At 46.6% G+C, this 26,298-nt stretch carries 24 protein-coding genes; 4 read left to right on the forward strand and 20 right to left on the reverse strand.

What is annotated here, in order from left to right; all coding sequences use genetic code 11:
- The first annotated feature begins 35 nt into the window (after nt 1–35).
- Nucleotides 36–1,721 carry a dihydroxy-acid dehydratase gene (gene ilvD, locus NZ043_RS02295; RefSeq protein WP_289390206.1) on the forward strand — a complete coding sequence of 562 codons (1,686 nt, stop codon included), beginning with the start codon at nt 36–38 and terminating at the stop codon, nt 1,719–1,721.
- An 85-nt stretch (nt 1,722–1,806) separates the two neighbouring features.
- Here the strand turns inward: ilvD and NZ043_RS02300 are convergent, their stop codons facing one another.
- Entirely contained in the window at nt 1,807–3,210 is a 1,404-nt protein-coding gene (locus tag NZ043_RS02300; RefSeq protein WP_339310491.1) for a polysaccharide deacetylase family protein, read from the reverse strand.
- Between the two features lie 174 nt (nt 3,211–3,384).
- Between NZ043_RS02300 and NZ043_RS02305 the strand changes: the two genes are divergently transcribed.
- Complete coding sequence (locus tag NZ043_RS02305; protein ID WP_289390208.1) at nt 3,385–4,581, forward strand: AI-2E family transporter; 1,197 nt, start codon at nt 3,385–3,387, stop codon at nt 4,579–4,581.
- On the opposite strand, the gene NZ043_RS02310 is transcribed toward NZ043_RS02305, so the two are convergent.
- From NZ043_RS02310 to NZ043_RS02375, 14 genes are all read right to left on the reverse strand, one after another.
- Nucleotides 4,560–6,371: a penicillin-binding protein 2 gene (locus NZ043_RS02310; protein ID WP_339310493.1), complete on the reverse strand. Its 1,812-nt coding sequence runs from the start codon at nt 6,369–6,371 to the stop codon at nt 4,560–4,562. The two genes, NZ043_RS02305 and NZ043_RS02310, sit on opposite strands and share 22 nt — an antisense overlap.
- A gap of 123 nt (nt 6,372–6,494) precedes the next feature.
- Nucleotides 6,495–8,783, reverse strand: coding sequence for a methyl-accepting chemotaxis protein (locus tag NZ043_RS02315; protein WP_339310495.1), 2,289 nt, complete (start codon nt 8,781–8,783; stop codon nt 6,495–6,497).
- Between the two features lie 234 nt (nt 8,784–9,017).
- On the reverse strand, nt 9,018–10,346 hold the full coding sequence (locus NZ043_RS02320) for a U32 family peptidase (RefSeq protein ID WP_091027680.1): 1,329 nt from the start codon (nt 10,344–10,346) through the stop codon (nt 9,018–9,020).
- Between the two features lie 17 nt (nt 10,347–10,363).
- A complete protein-coding gene (locus tag NZ043_RS02325) occupies nt 10,364–11,293 on the reverse strand; it encodes a peptidase U32 family protein (protein ID WP_289390210.1) in 930 nt (309 codons plus the stop codon).
- Between the two features lie 14 nt (nt 11,294–11,307).
- Nucleotides 11,308–12,348, reverse strand: a complete 1,041-nt coding sequence (mltG, locus tag NZ043_RS02330; RefSeq protein WP_249911893.1) for an endolytic transglycosylase MltG — start codon at nt 12,346–12,348, stop codon at nt 11,308–11,310.
- Nucleotides 12,349–12,424: 76 nt separating this feature from the next.
- A complete protein-coding gene (locus tag NZ043_RS02335; RefSeq protein WP_047844066.1) occupies nt 12,425–12,739 on the reverse strand; it encodes a DUF1292 domain-containing protein in 315 nt (104 codons plus the stop codon).
- Nucleotides 12,740–13,039, reverse strand: coding sequence for a DUF1292 domain-containing protein (locus NZ043_RS02340; protein WP_017686820.1), 300 nt, complete (start codon nt 13,037–13,039; stop codon nt 12,740–12,742).
- Between the two features lie 12 nt (nt 13,040–13,051).
- A complete protein-coding gene (gene ruvX / locus NZ043_RS02345) occupies nt 13,052–13,468 on the reverse strand; it encodes a Holliday junction resolvase RuvX (RefSeq protein WP_062835871.1) in 417 nt (138 codons plus the stop codon).
- Between the two features lie 125 nt (nt 13,469–13,593).
- Nucleotides 13,594–13,854, reverse strand: a complete 261-nt coding sequence (locus tag NZ043_RS02350) for an IreB family regulatory phosphoprotein (RefSeq protein ID WP_036616950.1) — start codon at nt 13,852–13,854, stop codon at nt 13,594–13,596.
- Between the two features lie 274 nt (nt 13,855–14,128).
- Nucleotides 14,129–16,759 (reverse strand): alanine--tRNA ligase, encoded by a 2,631-nt coding sequence (gene alaS, locus NZ043_RS02355; RefSeq protein ID WP_339310499.1) that lies wholly within the window; start codon nt 16,757–16,759, stop codon nt 14,129–14,131.
- Nucleotides 16,760–17,194: 435 nt separating this feature from the next.
- Entirely contained in the window at nt 17,195–18,262 is a 1,068-nt protein-coding gene (locus NZ043_RS02360) for an AI-2E family transporter (RefSeq protein WP_339310500.1), read from the reverse strand.
- Between the two features lie 293 nt (nt 18,263–18,555).
- Nucleotides 18,556–18,765, reverse strand: a complete 210-nt coding sequence (locus tag NZ043_RS02365) for a hypothetical protein (protein ID WP_017686815.1) — start codon at nt 18,763–18,765, stop codon at nt 18,556–18,558.
- Nucleotides 18,766–18,775: 10 nt separating this feature from the next.
- Nucleotides 18,776–19,297, reverse strand: coding sequence for a PRC-barrel domain-containing protein (locus NZ043_RS02370; RefSeq protein ID WP_017686814.1), 522 nt, complete (start codon nt 19,295–19,297; stop codon nt 18,776–18,778).
- A gap of 164 nt (nt 19,298–19,461) precedes the next feature.
- Nucleotides 19,462–20,613, reverse strand: coding sequence for a cysteine desulfurase family protein (locus NZ043_RS02375; protein ID WP_289390219.1), 1,152 nt, complete (start codon nt 20,611–20,613; stop codon nt 19,462–19,464).
- A 132-nt stretch (nt 20,614–20,745) separates the two neighbouring features.
- Here NZ043_RS02375 and NZ043_RS02380 point away from each other — a divergent pair, with 132 nt between their 5' ends.
- Nucleotides 20,746–21,078: a hypothetical protein gene (locus NZ043_RS02380; protein ID WP_339310503.1), complete on the forward strand. Its 333-nt coding sequence runs from the start codon at nt 20,746–20,748 to the stop codon at nt 21,076–21,078.
- 181 nt (nt 21,079–21,259) lie between these two features.
- Here the strand turns inward: NZ043_RS02380 and NZ043_RS02385 are convergent, their stop codons facing one another.
- Nucleotides 21,260–21,679: an Rrf2 family transcriptional regulator gene (locus NZ043_RS02385; protein WP_076212458.1), complete on the reverse strand. Its 420-nt coding sequence runs from the start codon at nt 21,677–21,679 to the stop codon at nt 21,260–21,262.
- 321 nt (nt 21,680–22,000) lie between these two features.
- On the opposite strand from NZ043_RS02385, the gene mnmA reads away from it, so the two are divergent.
- A complete protein-coding gene (mnmA, locus tag NZ043_RS02390) occupies nt 22,001–23,125 on the forward strand; it encodes a tRNA 2-thiouridine(34) synthase MnmA (protein ID WP_339310505.1) in 1,125 nt (374 codons plus the stop codon).
- A gap of 131 nt (nt 23,126–23,256) precedes the next feature.
- On the opposite strand, the gene crcB is transcribed toward mnmA, so the two are convergent.
- From crcB to NZ043_RS02410, 4 genes are read right to left on the reverse strand one after another with little or no spacing between them, the layout of a single operon-like run.
- A complete protein-coding gene (gene crcB / locus NZ043_RS02395) occupies nt 23,257–23,616 on the reverse strand; it encodes a fluoride efflux transporter CrcB (RefSeq protein WP_133385884.1) in 360 nt (119 codons plus the stop codon).
- Complete coding sequence (locus NZ043_RS02400) at nt 23,613–24,014, reverse strand: CrcB family protein (protein WP_339310507.1); 402 nt, start codon at nt 24,012–24,014, stop codon at nt 23,613–23,615. The genes crcB and NZ043_RS02400 overlap by 4 nt, the downstream gene beginning before the upstream one ends.
- Nucleotides 24,015–24,046: 32 nt before the next feature.
- Complete coding sequence (locus NZ043_RS02405; RefSeq protein WP_133385886.1) at nt 24,047–25,354, reverse strand: replication-associated recombination protein A; 1,308 nt, start codon at nt 25,352–25,354, stop codon at nt 24,047–24,049.
- 42 nt (nt 25,355–25,396) lie between these two features.
- On the reverse strand, nt 25,397–26,287 hold the full coding sequence (locus NZ043_RS02410; RefSeq protein ID WP_289390227.1) for a LysR family transcriptional regulator: 891 nt from the start codon (nt 26,285–26,287) through the stop codon (nt 25,397–25,399).
- Nucleotides 26,288–26,298 lie beyond the last annotated feature (11 nt).

Consider the following 26,298-nt stretch of genomic DNA (forward strand, 5'->3'; position numbering starts at 1 on the left):
GTTGCTCAATATTATATATTTGGGGGGAATACACCATGTCAGCCAAGAAGATGCGTTCCGATATGATCAAAAAAGGTTTTGACCGTGCACCACACCGGAGTTTGCTCCGCGCAGCGGGCGTTAAAGAAGAGGATTTCGGCAAGCCGTTTATTGCCGTATGTAACTCATACATCGATATCGTGCCCGGGCACGTCCACCTTCAGGAATTCGGTAAAATTGTAAAGGATGCTATTCGTGAAGCCGGTGGCGTTCCATTCGAATTCAACACCATCGGAGTAGATGATGGTATTGCCATGGGACACATTGGTATGCGTTACTCGCTGCCAAGCCGTGACATTATCGCGGATTCCGTGGAAACCGTTGTGTCTGCACACTGGTTCGACGGCATGGTATGTATCCCGAACTGCGATAAAATTACACCCGGCATGATGATGGGTGCACTCCGCTGTAATATCCCTACCGTGTTTGTCAGCGGTGGACCGATGAAAGCCGGTCGTGACAGCAATGGTAAAGCTCTGTCCTTGACCTCTGTATTTGAAGGCGTAGGCGCTTATCAAGCAGGTAAAATCGATGATAAGAGCTTGCTTGAACTTGAACAGTTTGGCTGTCCAACATGTGGATCATGTTCCGGCATGTTTACGGCAAACTCCATGAACTGTCTGGCTGAAGCGATGGGACTGGCAATGCCAGGTAACGGAACCATCCTGGCTGTTGCTCCTGAGCGTCGTGAGTTTGTTAAACAATCTGCTAAACAACTGATGGAACTTATTAAAATGGATCTGAAACCACGTGATATCGTTACTGTAGAAGCGATTGATAACGCGTTTGCACTGGATATGGCTATGGGTGGATCTACGAATACAGTACTGCACACGCTGGCACTGGCTCATGAAGCAGGCATCGAGTATCCAATCGAGCGGATCAATGAAGTAGCTAACCGCGTTCCGCATCTGGCGAAACTTGCACCTGCTTCCGATCTTCACATCGAAGACGTTCACAATGCAGGTGGCGTAAGCGCAGTGCTGAACGAATTGCTCAAGAAACCAGGCGCGATTCATGGTGACTGTATTACAGTAACAGGTAAAACAATCCGTGAGAACGTTGAAGGAAAAGAAATCCAGGATACAAATGTCATCCACCATCTGGATAACCCGCATTCCGAAAAAGGCGGCCTGGCTGTATTGTTTGGTAACCTTGCACCACAAGGAGCTATCATCAAAGTTGGTGCTGTTGATGCTTCGGTTGGTGGATACCACAAAGGTCCTGCCATCTGCTTTGACTCCCAGGAGCAAGCGCTCGAAGGTATTGCTAACGGCAAAGTAAAAGAAGGACATGTTGTTGTTATCCGTTATGAAGGACCAAAAGGCGGACCAGGTATGCCTGAGATGCTGGCTCCTACTTCGCAGATCGTAGGTATGGGATTGGGTGCCAAAGTTGGTCTGATCACCGATGGACGCTTCTCTGGCGCATCCCGCGGAATCAGTATCGGACATATTTCTCCGGAAGCAGCTGAGGGTGGTCCAATCGCCTTTGTTGAAGAAGGAGACATCATCGAGCTGGATCTGAACAACCGTATCATCGAGTTGCACATCAGTGACGAAGAGTTTGAACGTCGTCGCGCTGATTGGAAAGGCTTTGAACCGAAAGTAAAAACCGGTTACCTGGCTCGTTATTCCAAACTGGTTACCAATGCAAGCAACGGTGGCGTACTGAGTATCTAATTCACTAATAAATAAAGGGTTGCTCTTCTGCCAAATCTGGCGAAGGGCAACCCTTTTCTTTTGCTGGTTGGTGGGATCAGTCCGTTTAGTTCCGCTCTGGTATTATCTCTTGTTCAATTAACAACGATTCATCTCTGGATTCTTCTACCGTTGCCGCCACCTGCATCGTATGTTGACCGTAACGTTCCAACAGTAGATCCAGCGGCATGGCAATCATCTTGGGTACCAATTGTTCTGTTCGCTGTTTCAGACGTTTGGTTCCTGCCGGGTGGATTACACTTAACAGCAGCTTCAAGTATACTTTGGATGCAGCACTGAACGGTCCAGGAGGCAATTCTTGTATGGTAAATCCGAATTTTTCTGGGCCTCTGTTAATCATGCTCACACCGTATATCGCCTTGGCAGAGCGTAACTCCGGTTCGAGTGCCACCATGCGTGCCAGATCCGGCAATTGCTGTTCCATGGTCCGAATCATGCGAATAGCCAAATGCATACTGGAACGTGATGTCACTCCAAGTTCAAACAACTTCTGATTGTCAAAATGTAGTTCTATCACCGGATCTCCATTTTGAATAACATGGCCATCATTCATCTCCACCCGCGCTCCGTGATATACTCGTGATCTGAAGTGCAGCATTGGGTCCTCTGGCGAAGCCGTCCGTAGATGATATACCCAGTGGAACAACTTCTCCCAGCCCAGCCATAAGGCAACAACGGTTCGTTTCCATAGCTTCAATGGTGTCTGTAATTGCGTTTTGTTCTGAGATTCGCTCACTGTGATACCTCCCATCAACGTATCAACGCGTACACTTTGCAGGCCTAGCCGTTCAGCTTCCTGTAATACGACTTCCAGCGCCTGAAGCATCTGCTCCGGCGCGTGTGCATCTGCACCAAGGGTCGTTCCTCGATCATGCAGCAGCATGACCTCTCCACCTCTCAGTTCCTTCAGCATCCGTTCGGTCAATCTCTGGGCACCTACTCGGCTTCTCCAGTCTTCAAACATGGAAGACCACAGTACAATCTTTCGTTCTTTCTTGCTGAAAAAATCAAACAAGTTCATAATCCCCCACGGTGGACGATAATAACAAGTCTTCACGCCGGTTACTTCATGGATAATCTGACCTGTTCGCTGAATCTGATCACGAACAGTACGCGGCCGCATGAGCCAGTTCGTCTTATGAATATAATTATGAATGCCAATAAGATGACCTTCCTCATGTATGCGCTGTATGAGTTCAGGATGACTCGCAGCATGTTCTCCAACGACAAAAAATGTGGCTTTTGCTTGATGCTGACGAAGCAGATCGAGCAGTCTCGGCGTATAATGTGGATCTGGCCCATCGTCAAACGTTAATGCAAATTGTGTATCACTTCTTCCCCGTCGAAATACACGAAAACCAAAAAGCCTGCTAATCAAACTTGGAATAAAGGCGTAAAAAGATGAAAGATACAATAACCACAGTAAAATACTATGAAGTATGGTTGTCATGATACAAGCTCCCCACTTCTCATGCTGAATTACGGTGCACAATGGCACTATCTAAAATAAACCGCCTTTAATTTTATCATAGTTCAGACTTTTCTTGAATCCTGTTTTCCCAAAAAGATAGCTATCGTGTACAATAAATACAATCTAATTATTGCCATCAAAGGAGCCATGTCCATGTTACCGCTTTACAAAAAATACGGGCGAACTGTCTTTGACATCGCGTTGCTCGTATTAACCGTGTATGTGATCATGTACGGTTTCAGTCAATTATACCAAGTGGCTGCACCGGTCTTTCTATCATTCATTGTGTATTGGATGATTGAACCGCTGGCCAAATTTTTACATCGCAAAGGATTACCCAAGACACTTGGAGCCGCCATCTCCGTCTTGTTGTTTCTTGCATTGATTGTCGCTGCCTTTTTTGGTGTAGGTTTAATTATCATTTCACAAATTTCCAATCTTCAAGATAATTTCCCCGTATACATTGAAATGATACAACGTGAATTCACCAATCTGGTGTTGTTCATTCAGGACAAGTCAGACGCTCTCCCTGATGGAGTTATGGAAAAAGCGAATGATTATTTTGCAACACTGACCGGGTTCCTGTCCAAATGGGTAACTAGCGGAGCGCAATTCGTCGTAGGTTTCCTCAGTTCATTCTCTTCGTTTATTACGAATTTCGGAATTGCGATTATTCTGGCATTTTTCCTCAGTATCGAGATTGAATCCTGGCGCAAGTTCGCCCGTGCGAAAACGCCCAAAACATTAAAGTTAGCTATTGAATTCATGCGTAATCACGTGTTCAAGACGATCCGCTCGTATCTGAAGGCACAGATGATCATGATGCTCATTACGTTTGTTTTGATTTATGCAGGTTTGTTGATTTTGGGAACCTCTAACGCGTTTACCATTGCAGCAGTTTGTGCGGTTTTTGATCTGGTACCATTGCTTGGCGTTCCTGTTGTGTTTATTCCATGGATCGTCTACCTATTCATTATTGGCAATAGTAGCCTGGCGATTGGCCTGATTGTGATTCTGGCAGTGACGATGCTGACACGACAATTGCTGGAACCGAAAATATCGGGTAACTCGATTGGTGTATCTTCGGCGTACTTGATGCTTTCGTTTATGCTGATCTCCCTTTCGATCTTTGGCCTGGCTGGTGTAGTGTTATCTCCAGTGCTTCTCATCCTACTGAAAGAACTGTTACAACAAGGGTACCTGCAGAAGTGGATTCACCTGCCAAAAGATGAATTTGAATCCTCTCCATTAGTGATGGACCCACCCGTTAACAAGGCCTCAGCGAATTCTGCCGAGTCTACTGTACAACGTCCCGTTTCTGCGAAGGATCATGAGGACTCAGCCAAATAGTCCATCACCTTCCTGAAGAGAGCCGTCGCCTGATGTTGGCTGTCAGGAGAGACATTTTGAACAAGAACGGCTACAGCATATTGGGGTTGTTCTACCGGTCCATAACCAATGAACCATTGATTGTTGCGCTTCTCCCCATGTTTCTGTACCTGAGCTGTACCTGATTTCCCTGCAACATGCCACCGTGCACGCTGCAGGGATTTTCCTGTTCCCTCACGGACTACCTTATTCATCCAGGATAACAGTTTATGCGCTGTTGCGGGAGTAATCTGTCCTGATGCTGAAGGTGAATCATGCAAGGGCATCTCCAGCATGGTGCCACCATCCGCATATCGGATGCGCTTAACGAGACGTGGGGCACTAACCTTTCCATCATGTAACAGTGTTACGATCAGATTGGCGGCTTGCAGCGGTGTGACCAAGACATCGCGCTGACCGATTGCTGTCTGTATTTTCGCACCTTCATCAGCAGAAGAAACAGACTCTGTTCTCACACGCCCGTGATCCTCATGATCAAAGTGTCGTAACACGGGCATTCCTGCCATCTGCTTCCCCTCCCAGCCAATCGGACGCGCGAGCCCCAGACGATCAGCCGTGTTCTCCAGTTGTTCCATACTAAGCCTGCGCGCCGTTTCCGCGAATACGATGTTACAAGACTCAGCGAATCCTTGCTCCAGATTCAGGTCTCCATGACCATGCTCCTTCCAGCAAGACAGCCCATATCTTCCGTACTCACCACCGCAATGGAATTCTTCTCCGTTAGAAACCGCATGATACTCCAAAGCAGCAGCCGCAGTGACAATTTTGAAAATGGAACCCGGTACGGCTCCCTGTACTGCACGATTCCCCCAGGACGATTCTTTAGGGTTCACATGTTGTGGCTGATAGAAAGGGCGGGAGATCATGGCGCGAACATCTGCGTTAGCCGCATCTAACACAACAATGGCCCCTTCTTGTAATCCAGATTCTTGTGTCAACTCCTCCAACCCACGCTGTAACTCAGCATCCACTGTGGTTTCTACACGTAAAGGATAATGGCTATTGGCCGGTGCAATGACATGCGGCTGAATATCAGGGATAATCTCTCCACCACCTGAGACCATGCGTGATACAAGCGTAGGGCCAATTCCCCTTAACAGCGGTTCAAGTGTCCTCTCCAGCCCAGCTGCCCCTGATTTCATAGCAAATGGCTGTTTTACTTCATCCTGATGCCCATTTAGAACTTTGGAGGACTCAGGCTGTTCAGCCAGATAACCCATCCACTGCATCCCTGTATGCCCCTGTAGATACCTTGTCATCATCGGATAGATGCCAGCTCCTTGCAGATGCAAACTACGTAGGCGCTCCACCTGAGCAGCAGTCAAATGAACAGGCTGATGTGTACCTGCTGTCCAGAAATGAGGAATACTTTCCTGAATCCATTCCTTCTTCAATTGATCTAGATCGGTATGTAATATAGCTGCTAACTTTGTCATCTTGGAGCCTTCTAATGTCCCATGCTTGCGTAATTTCTCTAATGGACCTGCCTGTGGAAAAAGAACCAGTCCCCATTGCAGCTTACCAGTCAACGCTTCACCTTTGTAATCCGTAAATTGTCCCCGCCCCGGGTCAAGCATCACCCCGCGTTCACGCTGCAATACAGACATTTCACGTACCGTGCGGTGAAATCCAGGCATCGTCTGATTCACCTGAACGATCTGGACCCATCCCAATCGTAATATAAGCAATCCAAAGACAAGAGTTAGAAGAATACAAGTTATATAGATTCGCCGTTTCGCAAGGAGATGCATCCCAATCTCACCTTTTGTCGTTTTGATCATATTATTGCTGATATGACTTGGAATTATCCGGTAAACAAAAAGAAAACCTGTCCCATGTGCGGGACAGGTTCTCCTCATTTCAACCTTGGCTTGTTACACCGTAAAGCGTGACAAGGTTTCTTTCAGTTCAGTGGACACATTCTCCAGTTTGCCAGACAGATTGACCAGCTGGTTACTGATATTTTGCTGTTCACTGCTCAAGGAAGCTACTTCTTGAGACGTTGCAGAAGATTCTTCAGCTACAGCGCTGACATTACTCATGGCTTCAGACAATGTACCTTGGGATTTGTTTAATTCTCCAATAGAACCTGTCACCATGCCCAGACGTTCCACAAATGCACCCATCTGTTCCTGTACGGAAGCAAAGATGACGTTGGTATCTTTAACCGCATCCATCTGTTCCTTGAATAATGGATAAGCTGCAGACAAAGCATCCACGGTCTCATTCATTTCAGTCATGATTTTGTCTGTGATCTCTCCAACCATCTCAATGGATTGTCTGGATTGAGCCGCAAGCTGACGAACCTCATCTGCCACCACCATGAATCCGCGTCCGGCTGCACCGGCACGTGCTGCTTCAATGGTCGCATTCAGGGAAAGGATATTTGTCTGTTTCGTTATGTTTTGCAGCACTTCAAGCACTTTCAGAACAGAGGACGTGCTCTCTTTCAGCGAATCAACCTTATTCACCAGTGCACCAATCATTTCTTCTGTCTTCTGGGTTTTGGTCATCAACTGATTCAGATGTTGTGTTCCTGTCTGACTGGACTTCTCTACATGACGAGCAGAATCACCCATCTGTTCATTAGCAGCGATTACACTCTGCATCTGACGAGAGATATTGTCAGTTAATTCATTACCACGTTCCGCTTCAGTTGCCAAGCTGCCTGCACCGCCTGCGATCTCCTCTGTAGCTACGGCGATCTCCGAAGCAGATACAGCCGTTTTCTTGGATGCACTGCTCAGCTCAGAGGCTGTATCCAATACTTCCTGCGCAGAACGATTGGTTTGTTCAACCAGCTTAGTAATCTGCTCCATCATCAGATTGAAGGCAGATGAGAGCTGACCAATTTCATCTTTGGAGCTGTATGGTGTACGAACTTTAAGATTACCTTTCGCACCTTCCTGCATCAGGTCTTTCAATTTGCCAAGTGGACGAGCGATCATACGCACCATCCAGATTCCAATCAATACTGCAATCCCCGCATCAATCAGCGCCATCCACAGGGTTAGGGTCAGAATACCCTTTGCATCCTGAACCAAAACAGAGGTAGGTATCATACCAACCAGTTTCCAATTGGATGTATCCATCGTACTGTATACAGCCAGCATTTCCGTAGATTTGCCATCTACCGTATACTCCGTATTCGTGCTACCTGCTGGTTCGGTCAACTCTTTGACAAATGCAAGCTCTGTATCTTGTCCCGTACGATCCGAGATCGAGGATGCAACCACTTTATTATCCGGAGCAATCAGTTGAAGAATAGCTCCTGGCCCCAGATCAAGCGATTTCAGTTGTTCCTCCAAAACTTCCAGTTTCAGTTCAATAACCAGAACATACGACTGAGTAGTCCCCTGCAAGTTTTTCATGGAACGTGCGATTTTAAACGTTGGGGTTGAGCCATCTTCCTTGACCTCTGTTGGAAGCCAGCGATAACCGCCCGCCTCAATCAACTCACTGTACCATGCTTCCTGGCGAATGTTGCCCATGGATGAACTGTTGCTACCTGTACCCATAATGGACTTTGTATCGTCCGTAGGTACCAAATAAATCGCTTCCATAGATTTATTTGTAAATGCAACATTGGACAATTGCTTGTTGATTGAACTTGAGTTTATGAATGTATCATACGCAGTCAGATTTTGATCTGACATTTTTTGTAGCAAGGACTGCATTTCCGGATCAAAGAAAATCTGTGTGGATGTATCCACAAACCTCTCCAAAATAATGTCCATTTTTTGTTTGGTCTGATCAATGGTCTCCTGATTGGCACGTGAGGCATTTTTCTCTATCGTACCTTTGGCTTTTGAATAGGATAATAGACCTAAACTTACTACAAAAATCATAATTCCCGCAAAGAAGATCAAGAACAGTTTAACCCCTACGGATTTAACCGGATTTGCCTTCTTAATCTGTTCGAAAGAAGCCCCCCCAAAGTTTTTCCAATCCCGGTTTTTTAATTGTTTCTTCACCCAATCGGTCTTGATCCAGCCCAGCTTGAGCTTGCTGCGGTCAATCTTAAACAATCTTTTGCCATTACCTGTTGTTTTGCTTTTGACTACTTTTTCTTTCTTCACTTTCTGAACCTTCTCAGGATTAACCTGCTCGGCTTTTGTCACTTGCTCCCCACTGTCGTTCTGCTTCTTTTGAACCAATCCCATTCACCTGCCAGTAATTTACTTGTTGGATTTTTCTTTCTCTCCCCTATAAATATGTAGTATTCGACAGCTTTCTTCGTTCCCCTTTCACTTTCCAGAAATATTTTACAACTTTATTCCTATTTTTCTATAAAAAAAAGACCCCCATCTGCCGATAAACGGAGGTCCCCATGTAAATTTCATAACACTATTTTGTTAAATCATAATACAATATTGACACATTATAGGTATTTGAGCCTATTTCTTTTTTCTCATCATATCGAAGTACGAAACCGGTTGATCTACCTTCATTTTAATCAGTTGCAACGGGTGACGAGCAGCATCTAGAACATTGCCTTCTTCATCCTGTATTTCACCGACCACCTGTTTGAAAAAGTGACCTCCCGGACCGAAAAATTCGATTTCCTGTCCTGGTTTGAAGTGATTGCGCTGTTGAATGGTTGCCATTCCTGTTTCAGCATCATACCCCATGACCAATCCAGCGAAGTCAAAAGGTACAGCCTTTTCTTCCGGTTCATAGATATGATCTTCATGGTCTGGTGTATCATAGAAAAATCCGGTATTCAGCGGGCGATTCGCCGCTTTGTTCATTTCTTCAACCCATTCAGGTTTCAGAACATAATTTTCCGGGTCTGCCATATAGGAGTCAATAGCTTGACGGTATACATTAACCACAGTTGCCACGTAGTGGATCGATTTCATACGTCCTTCGATCTTGAAACTGTCCACTCCCACATCAATCAACTCGGGAATATGGCCAATCATGCACAGATCCTTAGATCCCATGGAGAATGAATTATCCTGTTCCTGGAACAGAGGAAGCTGGTTCTCACCCAGTTTGAATGGCGCAGGTGCCTTCATCTGCATGTCCTCTTCGCTAACCCACACCGTATCTTCTCTCGCATCCTCGAACAGATCATACTTCCAACGGCAAGACTGGCAACAGCCGCCCCGGTTGGAGTCCCGATCCGTAAAATGGTTGGAGAGCACACAACGTCCGGAATACGAGGAACACATCGCCCCGTGAATAAAGGCTTCAATTTCGATATCCACATTGGCCTTGATCTCTTCAATCTCTTCAAAGCTGGTCTCACGTCCGAGAACAACACGTGGAAGTCCTTCATCTTTCCAGAACTTCACGGCTTGCCAGTTGAGTGTGGATTGTTGAGTACTTAGATGTACCTCAAGGCCTGGCACAGCACGAAGGGCTACTTCAATAATAGCTGGATCGGCTACGATGATCGCAGAGATTCCCGCATTATAGAGGTTTTGCAGGTATGTTTCGATACCCTCAACATCCTCATTATGTGCATAGATGTTCGTCGCTACGAACACTTTGGCGCCATACTTTTTGGCAAACTCCACACCTTCACGCATCTCTTCAAAGCTGAAGTTATCCGCGTTGGAACGCAGTCCATAGGCCTGTCCACCGATATAAACGGCATCTGCACCGTAATGGATCGCAAATTTCAGTTTTTCCAGATTACCCGCCGGAGCTAGCAACTCCGGTTTGTCCAGACGGTTACGTTTACCCGAGAACTTCCGCTGTACCGCCACTGTTTCCATTCTGTTCACCTCGTCTATTAATACACTTGTTCTTTATAGAAAAATCCAAACGACAATTCACGTTCAGGGTCCTGTAACTTCCGTACCTCAGCGAGCCACTCTTCAGAGAACGCATATGCATCAGCATCGGCTACATAACTGTCAATCGCTGTCCGATATGCACGTACAACAGCTTCATTGTAGGTAAGTGATTTTAACATACCTTCAATTTTGAAACTGTGCACACCCGCTTCCATCAACAGATGAAGATCTTCGAGGATACATATATCCTCAGAACTCATAATGTGCGTGCCGTTAATGTCCTCATAGATCGGAAACTTCTCATCCCGGCGTTCAGCCTCGATCAGGAACAATCCCCGTTCTTTGCCCAGATGTCCCTCAACCGGCCGCCCTTGATGAGCCATGTAACTTTGCACCAGACTGCGCTTGGAATGATAAATATTCGTCATACCATGCACCTGAACCTGAGCTTCCACCTTCAAAAAAGGAACCATTTCGGTCAACTCGTCCATATTCAACTCACGGGCAAGCACAACACGACTCGCTCCCTTAGTTCCCCAATAGTTGGCTGTCGCATAGTTCGTTGAAGTCATCTCCGCATTCCAGTGCAGCTTCACATGTGGCGCGTATTCCTTCATGGTAGACAGCACGGATGGATCATTAAACTCCACACCATCAATACCGATTCTGCCAAGTGCTTGAACATATTCAGGCAATTCTTTTAACAATTCGTTGGACATCAGATTAGTCATGGATACATACACACGCGCCTGATGTTTGGCTGCAATGGCAACCACCTCTGCTGTCTCTTCCACGCTAAAGCTGCCTGGAAGACGCATGCCGAATCGATCATCTCCAATAACCAGAGCATCTGCTCCCGCCTGGAGCAGCACTTCTGCCTCTTTCACATTCGCCGCTGTAACAAGCAGTTCATGTTTCTTACTCATATAATCCCCTCCGCTTATTGCGCAGCCTTACTTTTGGCTATATTTTGCTGGTGTTCCTTATACGTTTTGGCAAATAGATGTCCAGATGAGCCATCCTTTTTTGTCACATAGAACAGATACTCCGAAGCTTCCGGATTTAGCGCTGCCTCAATGGACGGAAGACTTGGACTGGCAATTGGACCTGGTGGCAAGCCTTTATTCAGATACGTATTATACGGACTTTTCACCTTAAGATCTTTGTAAAACAATCGTTCCTTTGGCCTATCGAGCAGATATTGCACGGTAGCATCAATCTCCAACTTCATATCCTGATTGATCCGATTGTAGATTACACCTGCAACCAGAGCACGTTCCTCATCCACCACAACTTCTTTCTCCACAAGTGATGCAATCGTCAGCAGTTCATGCAGGGATAGGTTCTTTTCCTTAAGCTTGGCTTCCAAATCAGGAATGGAATTAATCTTGGTCTGGAATTCTTCCAGCATCCGTTGCATCACATCATGCGTGGAACTTCCCTTTTTCAGCTCGTAGGTCTCCGGGAATAGATACCCTTCCAATACGTAGCGAAGTTCTTCATCCACTGGAATATCTTTGATGATATCTACATCAAAGGCCGAGGGATCATTGGCCAGCTTGATGAATTCATCCCGATCTACAACATGCTCATAAGAAAGCTTACCCGCCATTTGCAAAACGTTATAACCCTCCGGAATCGTAAATTTCACCATTTCCTCAGGTACAACTTCCCCACTACTCAGCTTGCTAACAATCTCATCATATGTCACGCCAGGATTCATAGAATATGTACCCGCCATGAAATTAGAACCTAGTTTCTTCCACTTTAAATACCCTTTAAAGGTTAACCCGCTTCGAATAAGGCCTTCTTCTTGAAGCTGATCCGCGATTTTCGAAGTTCCCGATCCGCTCTTAATCTCGAATACGATCGGTTCTGTAGAAGCTTCCACAGGACGCATCATACTCCATACGTAACCGCCTGCGCCTCCGGCAAGAACTACAATGATAAGCAGTATGACTACAATTGCTTTCCCTTTCAAAAAAGAAACAACTCCTTTACACAACCAAAAAGAGCGGACTTCTCCGCCCTCCCGGTTTTTTCAATTTGAAGCTGATTTAATCTTCGTCAATGGGGAGAGTACATTCATCATACAGTTCCGAGATGTTCTCCCACTCATCATCATCGTCGATCGTAACTAACTCTGGCATGATCTGGTCTTCACTTCCAGGCGATACTCGCAGAAGTTCAACCTCGTCATAAGGTCGCAACGAACTGCGGAGCACCGCGTACTGCTGACCGTTTACTTCGAACTCAGCCAACAAGTCATACGGTTGTGATTTACCGTTCTCTTCCTCGAGCTCAACATGAGCACCGAATGCCAGACGCAGTGAATCTGTCCATTTCAGGTCTTTGCGGCTATATTCCGTCATTTAGTTCGCTTCCTCTTCATCTTCAGCAAGAAATGTATTAAACGTCTCCTCGACGATATCCCATTCGGCATCATCTTGGATGACGAAAAGTTTAATATCGTCGCCCTCTTCTTCATAACGGAATGCATATACATCCGTTTCGCCATCTTCAGGTTCAACCGGAGCAACCATCATGTACTTGGCCTCCGAACCATCTACTTCAAACTTCATGATGACTTCAAATTCCTCTTCATTACCCTCGTCATCCGCAATGTAAATAATTTCCGCTTCTTCTTCCATACCCAGTTGATCTTCAGCCATTGTTGATCCCCCTCACCTTCTACTATTGGCATCCAAATAATTTTGCAAAATCAAGCTTGCGGCCATTTTGTCCACAACCTGCTTGCGTTTTTTCCGACTGACATCCGCTTCGATCAGCGTACGTTCTGCTGCCATGGTTGTCAGCCGTTCATCCCAAAGGTGAACAGGTAAATTCAGTTCATCCCGCAGGCGTTCGGCAAAAGCAATGCATATCTCACCGCGCGGTCCTACGGTGCCGTTCATGTTTTTGGGAAGTCCGACTACGATCTCACTAATCTCATGCTCACGCACAAGTTCGGCAATCCGAGCGAACTCGCCTTCATCACGGCGGCGTTCTAGCACTTCCAATCCCTGGGCAGTCCAACCGAAGGCGTCACTCGCGGCAACTCCGATTCTTCGGTCCCCATAGTCCAAACCTAATATTTTCATCCATGCTCTCCCATCCTGGGGCCTGCTCAGGTCGACTCAACATCGCCTTCTCAAGCTTCAGGCTGTCTTCTGTCGGTTCATTTCCCGCTGCCTGCATGGCTGCAACACAGCGGAAGCGGCGTACATTACCGATGATTGGCCAGATAGGAACGTACAAGCTCTTCAATCAGCTCATCGCGCTCCTTTTTACGGACCAGACTACGTGCGTTGTTGTGACGAGGAATGTATGCCGGGTCTCCGGAAATCAGATACCCAACAATCTGGTTGATCGGATTATACTCCTTATCGACCAATGCATCATATACCGTGAGAAGAATCTCTTTGGATGATGCTTCCTGTTCGTCACCTTTCACATTAAATTTAACCGTCTTATCCATGGAGTCCATTGATGACACCTCGCTCCTGCATGAACATGGGGACCATGTCCTGCCGAATTGATTTCTGTTTATATAATAACATATTCTGACTGCCACAAGTAAACAAAGGATAAGGCAATTGTGTTTTTTGCTTGTCCTTTACTGGCTTCAGCATATTGCATCAGTCGATTCCACTCGCTCTCAGGTACAAAAGTTGGACGGGAAGAAGCATCCCGATCCAACCTCCGTATAAAGAACAGAACCTTTCGAACTATATTTTGGCCTTTGAAAGCCCTCGTTCGATTTATGCAGTATGCCCGCTAACCAGCGAAACCGCCAGTTTCAGCGCTTCATCCAGCTTGGTCGCATCCTTGCCTCCGGCTTGCGCCATATCTGGACGTCCACCGCCACCGCCGCCGCATACTGCTGCGATTTCTTTGACGATTTTACCAGCGTGCAGTCCTTGTTTTACTTGTTCAGCAGGTACAGCTACAACAAAATTCACTTTGCCGTCCGCTGGAGCACCCAATACGAGTACCGCGTTAGGCAATTTTACTTTCAACTCATCTGCCACTGTACGCAGTGCATCCATGTTCGGAGCATCTACGCGTGCTGCCAGCAATTGTGTATTTCCTGCTTGTACCACTTGATCGGTCAATTGACCCGCTTCCATGGCACTCAGCTTGCTTTGCAGGGATTCAGTCTCTCTGGCTGCTTCTTTCAGTTGCAGGTTCAGACCTTCAATCCGTTTAGGTACATCAGCCACATTTGCTTTGAGCAGTGCTGCTGATTGCTTGAGCAGTTCCAACTGGCTTTCCACATACAGATATGCGCCGCGGCCAGTTACAGCTTCGATCCGACGAACGCCGGAGCCGATTCCGCTCTCGCTCACCAGTTTGAAGATTCCAATCTCTGAAGTATTATTTACGTGACAGCCGCCACAAAGTTCCAAACTGTAGTCCCCAACTTGAACGACACGTACAATATCTCCATATTTTTCGCCAAACAGGGCCATCGCGCCCATTTCTTTGGCTTCATCAATAGCTTTCAGCTCGATGTTCACGTTCAGACGATTCCAGATCTGTTCATTCACCTGACGTTCAATCTCTGTCAACTCTTCCGGTGTGATGCTGCCGAAGTGAGAGAAGTCAAACCGCAGACGCTGTGGCTCTACGAGCGATCCGGCCTGGTTTACGTGTGTTCCGAGCACATCTTTGAGTGCCTTGTGCAGCAAGTGGGTAGCCGTATGGTTTTTGATAATGTCGCCACGTTTCGCTGAGTCTACTTCGGCGTTGATCATATCACCTACACGCAGTTCACCGGACTCCACAGTCACCAGATGTACATGTTGTCCGAGTGGAGCTTTGAACAAACCTTGTACTTTCGCTGTTACACCAGCACCGCGCAGCAAGCCCTGATCACTCACTTGACCGCCACTTTCCGCGTAGAACGGAGTCTTGTCCAGAACAACCTGACACGTTTGGCCTTCGCCTACAGTTTCAACAAGGGCGTCACCAGCTACGATGGCTACCACTTTTGCTTCCGTCAACAGGTCAGTATAACCAACAAACTCGCTTTTAACCTCCAGGTCAGCAAGTGGTCCACCTTGAACTTTCATGCTCTCGTTCTCTTGACGCCCAGCACGTCCAAGCTCACGTTGTTTCTGCATGGAAGCATCAAAACCTTCACGATCCACAGTCAGACCATGCTCTGCGGCATAATCTTCTGTCAGGTCAAACGGGAATCCGTACGTATCATACAGTTTGAAAGCTTCAGGTCCGCTAATAACCGTGCGTCCTTCGGATTTGGCAGTACCGCTGATATCAGCCAGAATAGCCAGACCATCTGTGAGTGTCTCGTGGAAACGCTCTTCTTCGGTTTTAATCACTTTGGCGATGAATTCCTGTTTGTCCACTACCTCAGGGTAGTACATTCCCATCACTTCACCAACGGTTGTAGTCAGTTCATACAAGAATGGACGGTCAAGTCCAAGCACTTTTCCATATCGAACTGCACGACGAAGCAAGCGACGGATGACATATCCACGTCCTTCATTACTTGGCAGAACGCCATCACCTACTGCAAAGGCAACCGTACGAATATGATCGGCAATGACTTTCAGTGCAACATCAATCTCTACGCTGTCGTTATATTTCACACCCGCAAGAGCGGCTGTTCTTTGAATCATCGGTTGGAACAGGTCTGTGTCGAAGTTGGAATCCACATTTTGCAGAATGGAAGCAAAACGCTCCAAACCTGCACCTGTATCAATGTTTTTGTTAGGAAGCGGTGTGTAGCTGCCATCTTTGTTATGGTTGAACTGGGAGAATACCAGATTCCATACTTCCAGATAACGTTCGTTTTCCCCACCTGGATACATTTCAGGATCACTCATGTCGTTTCCATAAGCTTCGCCGCGGTCATAGAAGATCTCGGTACAAGGTCCACACGGGCCTTCGCCGATATCCCAGAAGTTTTCATCCAATTTAATGATACGCTCAGCAGGTAGTCCCACTTTTTCGTTCCACAGTTTGAATGCTTCTTCATCTTCCGGATATACCGTTACGGACAGACGCTCCGGATCGAATCCGATCCACTCTTTGCTGGTCAAGAATTCCCACGCCCATGTTACGGTCTCTTCCTTGAAGTAATCTCCAATAGAGAAGTTGCCGAGCATTTCAAAGAACGTATGGTGACGACGCGTTTTGCCAACATTCTCGATATCATTGGTACGGATACATTTTTGGGAGTTCGCAAGGCGCGGGTTCTCCGGCTTTTCACGTCCATCAAAATATGGTTTGAGCGGTGCCATACCCGCATTGATCCACAGAAGGGAAGGATCGTTGTGAGGTACGAGCGATGCGCTCGGCTCGATTTTGTGACCTTTACTTGCAAAAAACTCTATCCATTTGGACCGGATTTCACTGGCTTTCATACTGGATGCCCCCATTAAATTATAATAGTCCGTTGCGTATTCGCTCCGGTTGGTCAACATTGATTTTGTAAAAATAAACACAAAAAACGCCCCTGAATAATCAGGGACGATGTTATCGCGGTACCACCCTGGTTATTGCTGTTCATCCCTTGCTGCCCGGACAAACAAACAATCTCCTCGTTCATGCGAAATAACGGTCGCTCCCGGCAGGGTTGTCCTGCACTCCGAAATTAGCTTTCCGCCGCTTCATCTTTCAAGACTCTTCCAGCCATCAGTTCAGGCTCACCCTGATCCGAAGAAGTCTATTCTCTGAGGAAAGGAACCCTCGGCGTACTTTATTTCATCATCGATTTCATGTTCTAAACATACACACTCATTATATCGGTAGCACAAGCGGGTGTCAACGCGGGCCAGTTGATGTTTTAGGTCTACTATTTAGTCGGTCCTTCGTTTGATGTAATAGGCGAAAAAGTGTTGCACAATCACCTTCAGCACGGCAAAAACAGGTACTGCCAGAATTAAACCTACAATGCCTGCCAGTTCACCTCCGACGAGCAGTGCAAATATAATCGACAGTGGATGCAGATGCAACGTACGTCCCACCACCTGAGGAGAAATAACGTTACTCTCCAACACCTGGCACAGTGTGTTCACAATGACAACCAGCAGCACCATTTTAAACGATACGGTTGATGCCATGACCACAGCAGGAGCAGCTCCAAGGAATGGCCCCAGGTAGGGCACAATGTTAAACACAGCTACAATGCTTGCAAGCAGCAGGGCATACGGCATATCAATAATGATATAACCAATGTAGGCAAAGATACCAACAATGACACAGACAATAAACTGTCCCCGAATGTAGTTCCCCAGTGCAGTATCGATCTCTTTCATCACCGAGACAATCGCTTTTCGACGTGAACGCGGAAGATACGCCACAATGGTGCGCTCGAATACCTCAAAGTCTTTTAACATGTAAAAGATCAAAAATGGCACGATAAACACATTGAATAACACATTAATGGTCGCCCCGATATTGTCCATTAGCACGGTAATTCCCTGGGTTAGTCGATCCTCCATCTGAAAGAACCAACTGTTCATGCCTGTTCGCACACTTGGCGGCATTAATTTGTGATCCATATTGTTCATCAGGCTCTGGGCACGCATGGACAGCTCCGGCATATGCTCGTTGAGTTCCTCCAGCTGTTCAATCAATACCGGAATGACATTCATCAGAATGACACCGAGGCAGGTCAGGAAAAAGGCATATATGAGTAGTACCGCAATCGTACGAGGCACCTTGCGCCCTCCCAGCATGCTGACAATCGGATTAAGTACATAGGATATGATAAGAGCTACGATAAAGGGCGCCAGCACTGTTTTCAGGAACGCATATATGTGAAGCAGTAAAGGCCGCAGCAGCCATATAAAATATAAAATAATCAATCCGAGCAGCAGCCAGATTGCGTAACGGAACAGCTTGTTTTTGGTTAATTGCTCCACTTGCATCTCTCCTTTTGGACTGGCTCTAAGAGTCAGTATATGTAGGAAAGGTAATATTTATTAACACAGCGCAGAAGTGGAAAGAGCAATCCTAACTTTTTTTCTTAAACCCAAAAAACGCCTCCTTCATCAGAGAAGGAAGCGCATTTTGCAGTACAGGTTAGCATATAATCATACATACACCAGCCGAACCACTATGTAACCGCATCTATATACATCTGCCAACAATTAACGACAGCCTCTCATGACAGACATTGTCATGAAACCGCATATAGAGGAAGTTATTCTGCTTATTAAGAAGAAGCGTGAAGATGAGGGAAGTCTTGTGGCAGCTCGTCCCCGAAAAACAAATCATCCAGGGAACTCAGCGTACCGTCTTCTTCCACCTGATATACAGACATTTTCTCACCGTTCACCGTTAATTCGATAAAGCATCCCCAGCAATAAAACTGGTGGGAACCAATTTTCCCGATATCTTTGGAACTACAGTTTGGACATTTCATATTCATTCACCTATCCATTAACAGAATGAATGGCATTTTCCAAGCGTTGTTCACTCAGAGACGGCACCATAATGGCACTTTCCCCGATGGACATATCGCTTGTACATGGCAGCCATTTGCGGCCCTCGATCAGATCGGACACAAAACCGTCCGTAATTTCAATCCCTATTATTGTATTTCCCAACTCTTGGTCAAAATAAACATCGGAGACACGCCCAAGCAGCAAACCTTCTTCGGTGAGCACGGACATCTCCTTCAATTTAGACCGACCGAGGAGGTACGTGTATTTTATGTCGTCGGCTCCCGTCTTGCGGACAGCCTGTTGATTACGGATCATGACGGCATCTTCGCCGTAGGCAACGATATCTTGCCACTGCACGATTTTGACATGATTGGTAAACAGACCTTTGTTCTCAAGCTCAATGCCTTCGATCTCCCAATCATCATTCACAATGAAATCCTGGATTTTACCGACCTGCTTCCCGTCCTCAACATCAAAAACGGCAAGTCCGATCATTTCCTGAAGCTTCATCGCTGGGTCCCCCTCATCTTCTTATCATTAAATAGGCGCGGCGCTATTGCTAGGTATGCCCAAAGTTGATGAGTGGCAATCAGACGCCGATCATCAAAACCGCTTCTATCCAACCGATGAAATGGAACTTCTTCCCTCCTTCTGTTCCATGTGTAAAGTTCCCCTTAGGGTCTATTACGCAGTCGTCCAAGAATGGTTCCAATTTTTTCGGCGGTTATCATGATTTCTTCCGTAGTATTACCCAATCCCCAGCTAAATCGAATCGCAGAGTGTAAAAATGTTTCAGGCAATTTCATCGCTTTGAGCACATGAGAGACTTCAAGTGAACCGGAAGTGCAGGCAGAACCGCTTGCAACAGCAATCCCTTCCATATCCAGATTCATTAACATCGTCTCTGTGGACACTTCCGGAAAGCTGATATTCAGGATGTTTGGCAGCGTATGCTCCAGGTGTCCATTCACGTGAAAGTGCTCCGTCCCCACATGAATTTCAAGCTGTTCCAACAAAAGTTTACGCAATTCCAAATCATGCTGCCGATGCGCCTCCGTTTGTGCTGATGCAATCTTGAGCGCCTCTGCAAATCCGGTAATACCTGCGATATTTTCCGTACCAGCGCGACGCTGACGCTCTTGCAACCCACCGTGAGCTCTTGCTTCCAGCACAATTCCTCGCCGGACATAGAGTGCACCCACGCCCTGAGGTCCATTGATTTTATGCGCTGAGAAGCTGATCAGGTCCACAGGCAGTTCCTTACAGGAAATATTCTGGCTGCCCAGAGCCTGAACTGCATCGGTATGGAAAAGGATATTATGCTGACGGGCAAGCTCACCTACCTCGCGGATCGGCTGAATCGTGCCTACTTCATTGTTGGCATACATCATGGTGATTAACACCGTATCCGGTCGAATGGCCTCTTGCAACTCATCCAAATTTATTCGTCCATAACGATCCACAGATAGATAGGTTACTTCATAACCTTGCCGCTCCAATTCCTGACACGTATGCAAGACAGCATGGTGCTCAATTGCAGTCGTAATGACGTGTTTCCCCTTATCCTGCCTGGATGAGACTACTCCAAAGATTGCCAGATTGTCGCTCTCCGTGCCGCCTCCGGTGAATACCAATTCGTCCGGGAAACAGCCCAAAGACGCCGCAATGACATCCCTTGCTCCGCTGACAGTCCGTTTGGCCTCACGCCCAAAGGCATGGATACTTGATGCATTGCCAAATTGTCCTGTCATGACGTTCATCATCGCTTCTGCGACTTGTGGATGCATAGGTGTCGATGCGGCGTGATCCAAATAAATTCGTTTCATTTATCTTCACCCCGTTATATGTTAAATTTCTATCTGATGGCAAACTGTCAAAATTGGAAACTGAAACGGATGCTCTGTTGTCACATCTTCGTGTATAATGTTATATATCCATTTCAAAAAGGAGAGAGAGACATGAGTGATCCCATTCTCGGGCAGATTCTGAATCAGCTTCAACAAATGGACAAACGATTCGACAGTATCGACGTACGTCTTGAAAAGATGGAAGACAGACTGAATACCATGGATAGAAGACTGGACACCATAGAGGAACAAACTAAAAACATTCCGCTTCTTCAAGAAGCTGTTCTGGAAACATTGACCGTTACGAAACGTCTTGACGCTTCCCAATCCGCCTCTGAACGCAAAGTAACTACCGAATTGAATACCCATCAGCACAGCATTGATATTTTGAATCGCCGTCAGTTACGCATGGAAGCTGATATAGAAACCTTAAAAAGTCGCTGATTCACAAGATAGACAGTTAGGCTCCAACTTGACCAACTTGTAAATCTGCAGCTTTGAATACATAGTCCCTGCTCAATTAAAGTAATCTGTAGAAAAAATGAAGAACAAAGTACCCATTGGCATGTCTAAAGCCCCCAAGTTGGGGGCTTTATTGTGTCTTCTGTGATGCGAATTAGTGACCTTAAATGTAAAACATGTAGCTGTCTTTTTTGTCCTGATCCTGAAAGGTAATCAGGTCTTTCAGTGTTGTGGAATCCAGCACTTCCGCAATCCCGTCACGAATACGCAACCACAGATCACGTTTCGCCGGATCATCTTCCTCCGTGAAGTCTACTGGAGAGATTGGCCCTTCCAGTACACGGATTACATCGCCTGCAGTCACGGTTGCAGGATCACCCGCAAGGATATAACCGCCGTAAGCACCTCTAATGCTCTTCACCAGTCCTGCATTACGTAGTGGAGCAATCAGCTGCTCCAGGTAATGCTCCGAGAGCTGGTTGCGCTCGGCAATGCTTTTAAGTGATGTAGGGCCTTCGCCTGTTCTGGCAGCAAGCTCCATCATGATTGTGAGGCCGTAACGGCCTTTTGTCGATATTTTCAAAGGAGTCACCTCTTTCAATTTTCAGAAACGATTGGAAACTTTATATTTTATCCTGTGGTCCACGACCTTTTCTTTCACGATCTGTCCACAGCAGAGATTCATAGAACTAATCTTTAAGCTTCTAATTCTCCGTATTCCGATCATAACCCTCAGCTAATGTTAACATATCTGCATGCTTTATGGAAAAGAAAGATTGACGATATTCCAAAATGTGCGTCTGTGGTGGACACTATCCAAAATTGGCCGGGTGTATCGTATCTTGAGTCCGGTTATGCTAGAATAAGAAACGAAACACATTTATATATAGAAATGGTGATAACGATGTCCAAAACAATTGAAAATACACGGGTCGTCGTTGGCATGTCCGGAGGTGTCGATTCTTCCGTTACCGCACTGCTGCTGAAAGAGCAAGGGTACGATGTCATCGGCATTTTCATGAAAAACTGGGATGACACCGACGAGTTCGGCCACTGTACCGCTGAAGAAGATTCAGAGGATGTACGCCGCGTATGTGAACAGATCGGCATTCCTTACTACACTGTCAACTTCGAGAAAGAGTATTTTGATAAAGTATTTACCTATTTCCTTGATGAATATAAGTCGGGCCGCACGCCAAATCCGGATGTCATGTGTAATCGTGAGATCAAATTTGGTGAATTCCTGAACAAAGCTCTGGATCTCGGCGCAGATTATGTAGCTACAGGACACTATGCTCGTCTGATTGAAGAAGATGGCACACTTAAGTTGCTTCGTGGTGTGGATAACAATAAGGATCAAACGTATTTCCTTAACGCACTCAATCAGAACCAGCTGTCCAAAGCCATGTTCCCGATTGGTCATCTGCCCAAACCGGAAGTACGCAAAATCGCAGAAGCGGCTGGTTTGTATACTGCCAAGAAAAAAGACAGCACAGGTGTCTGCTTCATCGGTGAGCGTAATTTCAAAGAGTTCCTGAGTAACTATCTGCCTGCCAAAGGTGGAGACATGGTTGATATCGCAACTGGTGAAGTCAAAGGTCGTCATGATGGTCTGATGTACTACACACTTGGACAACGCCAAGGTCTTGGCATTGGCGGTTCCGGCAATGGTGAACCCTGGTTCGTTGCAGACAAGAATCTGGAGAAGAATCAACTGCTTGTTGTTCAGGGCGATGCCCATGCAAGCTTGTACTCCACGGGTCTAACCGCTACGGGTGTGAACTGGATTGCCGGTGAAGAGCACATGCCTAATGTGCCATTCCGTTGTACTGCCAAATTCCGCTATCGTCAGCCGGATCAAGGTGTTACATTGACCTGGCAGGAAGATGGAAGTGTAGATGTACAATTTGATCAGCAGCAAAAAGCCATTACGCCAGGACAAGCCGTTGTTTTCTACGACGGAGAGGTCTGCCTGGGTGGGGGTACGATCGATCAGGTGCAAAAAGTACCTGTACCTGCAATGCAATAATAGAGCTTGTCCATTAAAATGCGGATTATACACAATACCGTGTATCCCTATTAAAAAAGCCGTCTTTCATGTATACCATGAAGGATGGCTTTTTTCCTGCTTTTCTTTGCAAAAAAAATAAAAATAGTTCGTTATGCAGTCAACCAGACTCCTGCCAAGCAGGCCAACACCCCAACTACAACCGAACTGACGACGTAGAGCGCTGCGCTTGCGTATCGTTGTCGACCCATAAGTCCTAACGTTTCATAACCAAAGGTGGAGAATGTGGTATACGCACCGCAGAACCCGGTTCCCCAGATCACCCAGATTTCATCTGAGATCATTGCAGATTGATGCCACCCGTATAACAGCCCGAGCAACAGTGAACCACTGATGTTAATGAGCCATGTCCCCCACGGAAAAGCCGTTCCCATCAAGCCAGAGACCCATTTTCCCAGACTGTAACGCAGTACCGCACCCAGTAAACCTGCTACACCAATCCATAGGATCATGAGGCATCACCCTCTTGTCTTCGTGCTCCCAACATACGATGTCCAAGGCTCATTCCCAGCGCACAGAGCAACAACCCTGCCAATAGACTTACGATCATATAAATAGCGGCACTGATCCATTCGCCCCCTTCGGATAAACGAACAATATCCAGTGTAAACGTCGAGAATGTCGTAAATGCGCCAGTAAAACCTGTGCCAATCGCCAGTCGAAGTTGTGGTGTTATTTTGCCTGGAACAGCTATGGTAAAGAACCATCCTAAAAAAAGACTGCCCATCGCATTGATTAGCAGCACTGCCCAAGGGAACCCCCCATGGACAGTTGGTATCGCTAACTGTATGGCATATCGGGTTAATGTACCGAGAAATCCACCCGCCCCTATATACAAAAGCTCTTTCATGTTGTGTGCATCTCCCGAGTGATCTGTCTGTCTTACAGTTCTCTGCGCCGCTGTTGGTTCAGCCTGATCTTCGATTCGTTCCCCTGCTCCGTGGCCTCATAGAATACTCTCCGTGAGAGTTGCTTTGGCAAATATTCTTGTTTCACGTAATGCCCCGGATAGTTGTGTGGATATTGATAGCCCTCATGTCCAAGCTTCACGGCACCGGAATAATGCGTATCTCGCAAGTGAAGCGGAACTTCTGCCGATTTCACCTCATCAATAGCGTTCATGGCTTTGGAAATGGCGGTATACACCGCATTGGATTTCGGACTTTCGACTGCAAACAAAATCGCTTGTGCAATGTTCAGCTTGGCTTCGGGCCAACCGTTATTCCGGTACGCATCAAGTGCTCCAATGGCCTGAGTCATAGCTTGCGGGTTCGCTAGTCCAATATCTTCACTGCTCGCTGCAATCAGACGGCGAATGAAGGTCATCGGGTCCATGCCGAGCTTCTCCACCGCGTATAAAAACCAGAACAGCGCCGCATCACTGGAACCCCGAATACTCTTGTGAAATGCAGACAGCACATCATACTGTGTGGATTCATCTGCCTTCACAATGGGGCGCCGAATAGACTCTTCTGCTACACCAAGCGTAATATGAATGGATCCATCCTTCTCCGGTGGCGTCGTCAACGCAGCCAGTTCAAGCGCGTTAAGCGCACGTCGAATATCCCCATTGGCCATCGTAGCAATATGCTCAAGCGCCTCATCGTCCGCCTGCAGTTCCATGAACCCCAGACCTTTGTCCGCATCACTCAATGCTCTGCGCATTGCAATTAGGGAATGATCCTTATTTAGCGATTCTAGCTGGAACAGAGTGGATCGGCTCATCAAGGCTCCATTGACATAATGAAAGGGATTCTCTGTTGTCGCGCCGATAAAAATAATCGTGCCCTTCTCTACCGCTGGCAATAGCGCGTCCTGACGTGAACTGTTAAACCGGTGTACCTCATCCAGGAATAGAATAGTTTTGGTTCCATACAGCTGTTTGTTCGTTTGCGCCTGTTCGATGACTTCACGCACATCCTTGACGGAAGCTTCTACTGCATTCAGACGTACGAACTGTCCTTGCGTTTGCTGGGAAATAATATGTGCCAAGGTTGTCTTGCCGCATCCCGGAGGGCCGTATAACAAGATCGACGAAATCTGATCGGCCTCGATGGCGCGCCGGAGCAATTTCCCCGGTCCAATAATATGTTCCTGTCCAATATATTCATCAAGATGCTCTGGCCGCATGCGGTCCGCGAGCAATCTAGCTTGTGGTTTTGAGTCTTGTTGAAACGAAAATAAATCCATTGCTCATCACTTCCTTAACGGATTGCCTTGCCTTGAATACAATTACACTTCTGATGGTTCTCCACTCTCTATCATATCATACTCTCGCGGTAACATAGCCATAAATGCATGAAGTGCACTGCTGACAAAGGCATCCTTGCGAGTAATAAAATGAGTCATCATGCGATTCATACCTACGGGGAGTGTATGCGTGCGCAGTAATCCATTTTTGATCTGATGTCTAATCACAATCTCTGGTAATAAGGAAATTCCCATGCCTGATGTAACCCCACTAATAATCGCTTCAAGGGTTCCAAATTCCATAATTACTGGGCGGGTAACACCACCCACCTCTAACCATTCCTCCAAAATCTGACGATAGGAACACCCCATACTGTATACAAGAATGGGTTTACTCTTAAGATCTTCTTCCGTAGGACCCATACCAGAATAGACAACAAATAGTTCTTCATCAAATATGGGAATAGAAACGATGTCGGGATGATCACAGGGACAACCAATGAAAGCCCCTTCCAATTCATACCCAATCACCTGATCCATAAGCATCTGCGAATTGCCAGTAACCAGTGACAAGGAGACATCTGGATACTGTTTATAATATCTGACGAAAAGTTCAGGTAGTCGCACGGCCGCAGCGGTTTGTGTAGACCCTATTCGCATTGGACCCGATGGTGTGCTCGTCGCCCGAAGCGCCTTGGAAGCATCATTCAGCAAACCGATAATTTTATCTGCATAGGTCAGCAACATTTCTCCGGCTGGAGATAACGTCATGCCTCGGTTATGACGAATGAACAACGTTGTACCTACTTCTGCTTCCAGATGCCGGATTCGTGCCGTTACGTTCGATTGAACATACCCCAGTTTAGAAGCAGCTTTGGTCAGATTCCCTTCCTGTGCAACACACTGAAATATTCTAAGATCCCCGCTCTCCATGGTCCCCCCAC

Source organism: Paenibacillus sp. FSL k6-2145 (genome assembly GCF_037976585.1).
Taxonomy (GTDB): domain Bacteria; phylum Bacillota; class Bacilli; order Paenibacillales; family Paenibacillaceae; genus Paenibacillus.

Excerpts from the sequence above, each read along its gene's own strand:
- ilvD (WP_289390206.1), top strand. The coding sequence starts at position 36 with ATGTCAGCCAAGAAGATGCGTTCCGATATGATCAAAAAAGGTTTTGAC.
- NZ043_RS02300 (WP_339310491.1), bottom strand. The coding sequence starts at position 3,210 with ATGACAACCATACTTCATAGTATTTTACTGTGGTTATTGTATCTTTCA.
- NZ043_RS02305 (WP_289390208.1), top strand. The coding sequence starts at position 3,385 with ATGTTACCGCTTTACAAAAAATACGGGCGAACTGTCTTTGACATCGCG.
- NZ043_RS02310 (WP_339310493.1), bottom strand. The coding sequence starts at position 6,371 with ATGCATCTCCTTGCGAAACGGCGAATCTATATAACTTGTATTCTTCTA.
- NZ043_RS02315 (WP_339310495.1), bottom strand. The coding sequence starts at position 8,783 with ATGGGATTGGTTCAAAAGAAGCAGAACGACAGTGGGGAGCAAGTGACA.
- NZ043_RS02320 (WP_091027680.1), bottom strand. The coding sequence starts at position 10,346 with ATGGAAACAGTGGCGGTACAGCGGAAGTTCTCGGGTAAACGTAACCGT.
- NZ043_RS02325 (WP_289390210.1), bottom strand. The coding sequence starts at position 11,293 with ATGAGTAAGAAACATGAACTGCTTGTTACAGCGGCGAATGTGAAAGAG.
- NZ043_RS02335 (WP_047844066.1), bottom strand. The coding sequence starts at position 12,739 with ATGACGGAATATAGCCGCAAAGACCTGAAATGGACAGATTCACTGCGT.
- NZ043_RS02340 (WP_017686820.1), bottom strand. The coding sequence starts at position 13,039 with ATGGCTGAAGATCAACTGGGTATGGAAGAAGAAGCGGAAATTATTTAC.
- ruvX (WP_062835871.1), bottom strand. The coding sequence starts at position 13,468 with ATGAAAATATTAGGTTTGGACTATGGGGACCGAAGAATCGGAGTTGCC.
- NZ043_RS02350 (WP_036616950.1), bottom strand. The coding sequence starts at position 13,854 with ATGGACTCCATGGATAAGACGGTTAAATTTAATGTGAAAGGTGACGAA.
- alaS (WP_339310499.1), bottom strand. The coding sequence starts at position 16,759 with ATGAAAGCCAGTGAAATCCGGTCCAAATGGATAGAGTTTTTTGCAAGT.
- NZ043_RS02365 (WP_017686815.1), bottom strand. The coding sequence starts at position 18,765 with ATGAAATGTCCAAACTGTAGTTCCAAAGATATCGGGAAAATTGGTTCC.
- NZ043_RS02370 (WP_017686814.1), bottom strand. The coding sequence starts at position 19,297 with ATGAAGCTTCAGGAAATGATCGGACTTGCCGTTTTTGATGTTGAGGAC.
- NZ043_RS02375 (WP_289390219.1), bottom strand. The coding sequence starts at position 20,613 with ATGAAACGAATTTATTTGGATCACGCCGCATCGACACCTATGCATCCA.
- NZ043_RS02380 (WP_339310503.1), top strand. The coding sequence starts at position 20,746 with ATGAGTGATCCCATTCTCGGGCAGATTCTGAATCAGCTTCAACAAATG.
- mnmA (WP_339310505.1), top strand. The coding sequence starts at position 22,001 with ATGTCCAAAACAATTGAAAATACACGGGTCGTCGTTGGCATGTCCGGA.
- crcB (WP_133385884.1), bottom strand. The coding sequence starts at position 23,616 with ATGATCCTATGGATTGGTGTAGCAGGTTTACTGGGTGCGGTACTGCGT.
- NZ043_RS02400 (WP_339310507.1), bottom strand. The coding sequence starts at position 24,014 with ATGAAAGAGCTTTTGTATATAGGGGCGGGTGGATTTCTCGGTACATTA.
- NZ043_RS02405 (WP_133385886.1), bottom strand. The coding sequence starts at position 25,354 with ATGGATTTATTTTCGTTTCAACAAGACTCAAAACCACAAGCTAGATTG.
- NZ043_RS02410 (WP_289390227.1), bottom strand. The coding sequence starts at position 26,287 with ATGGAGAGCGGGGATCTTAGAATATTTCAGTGTGTTGCACAGGAAGGG.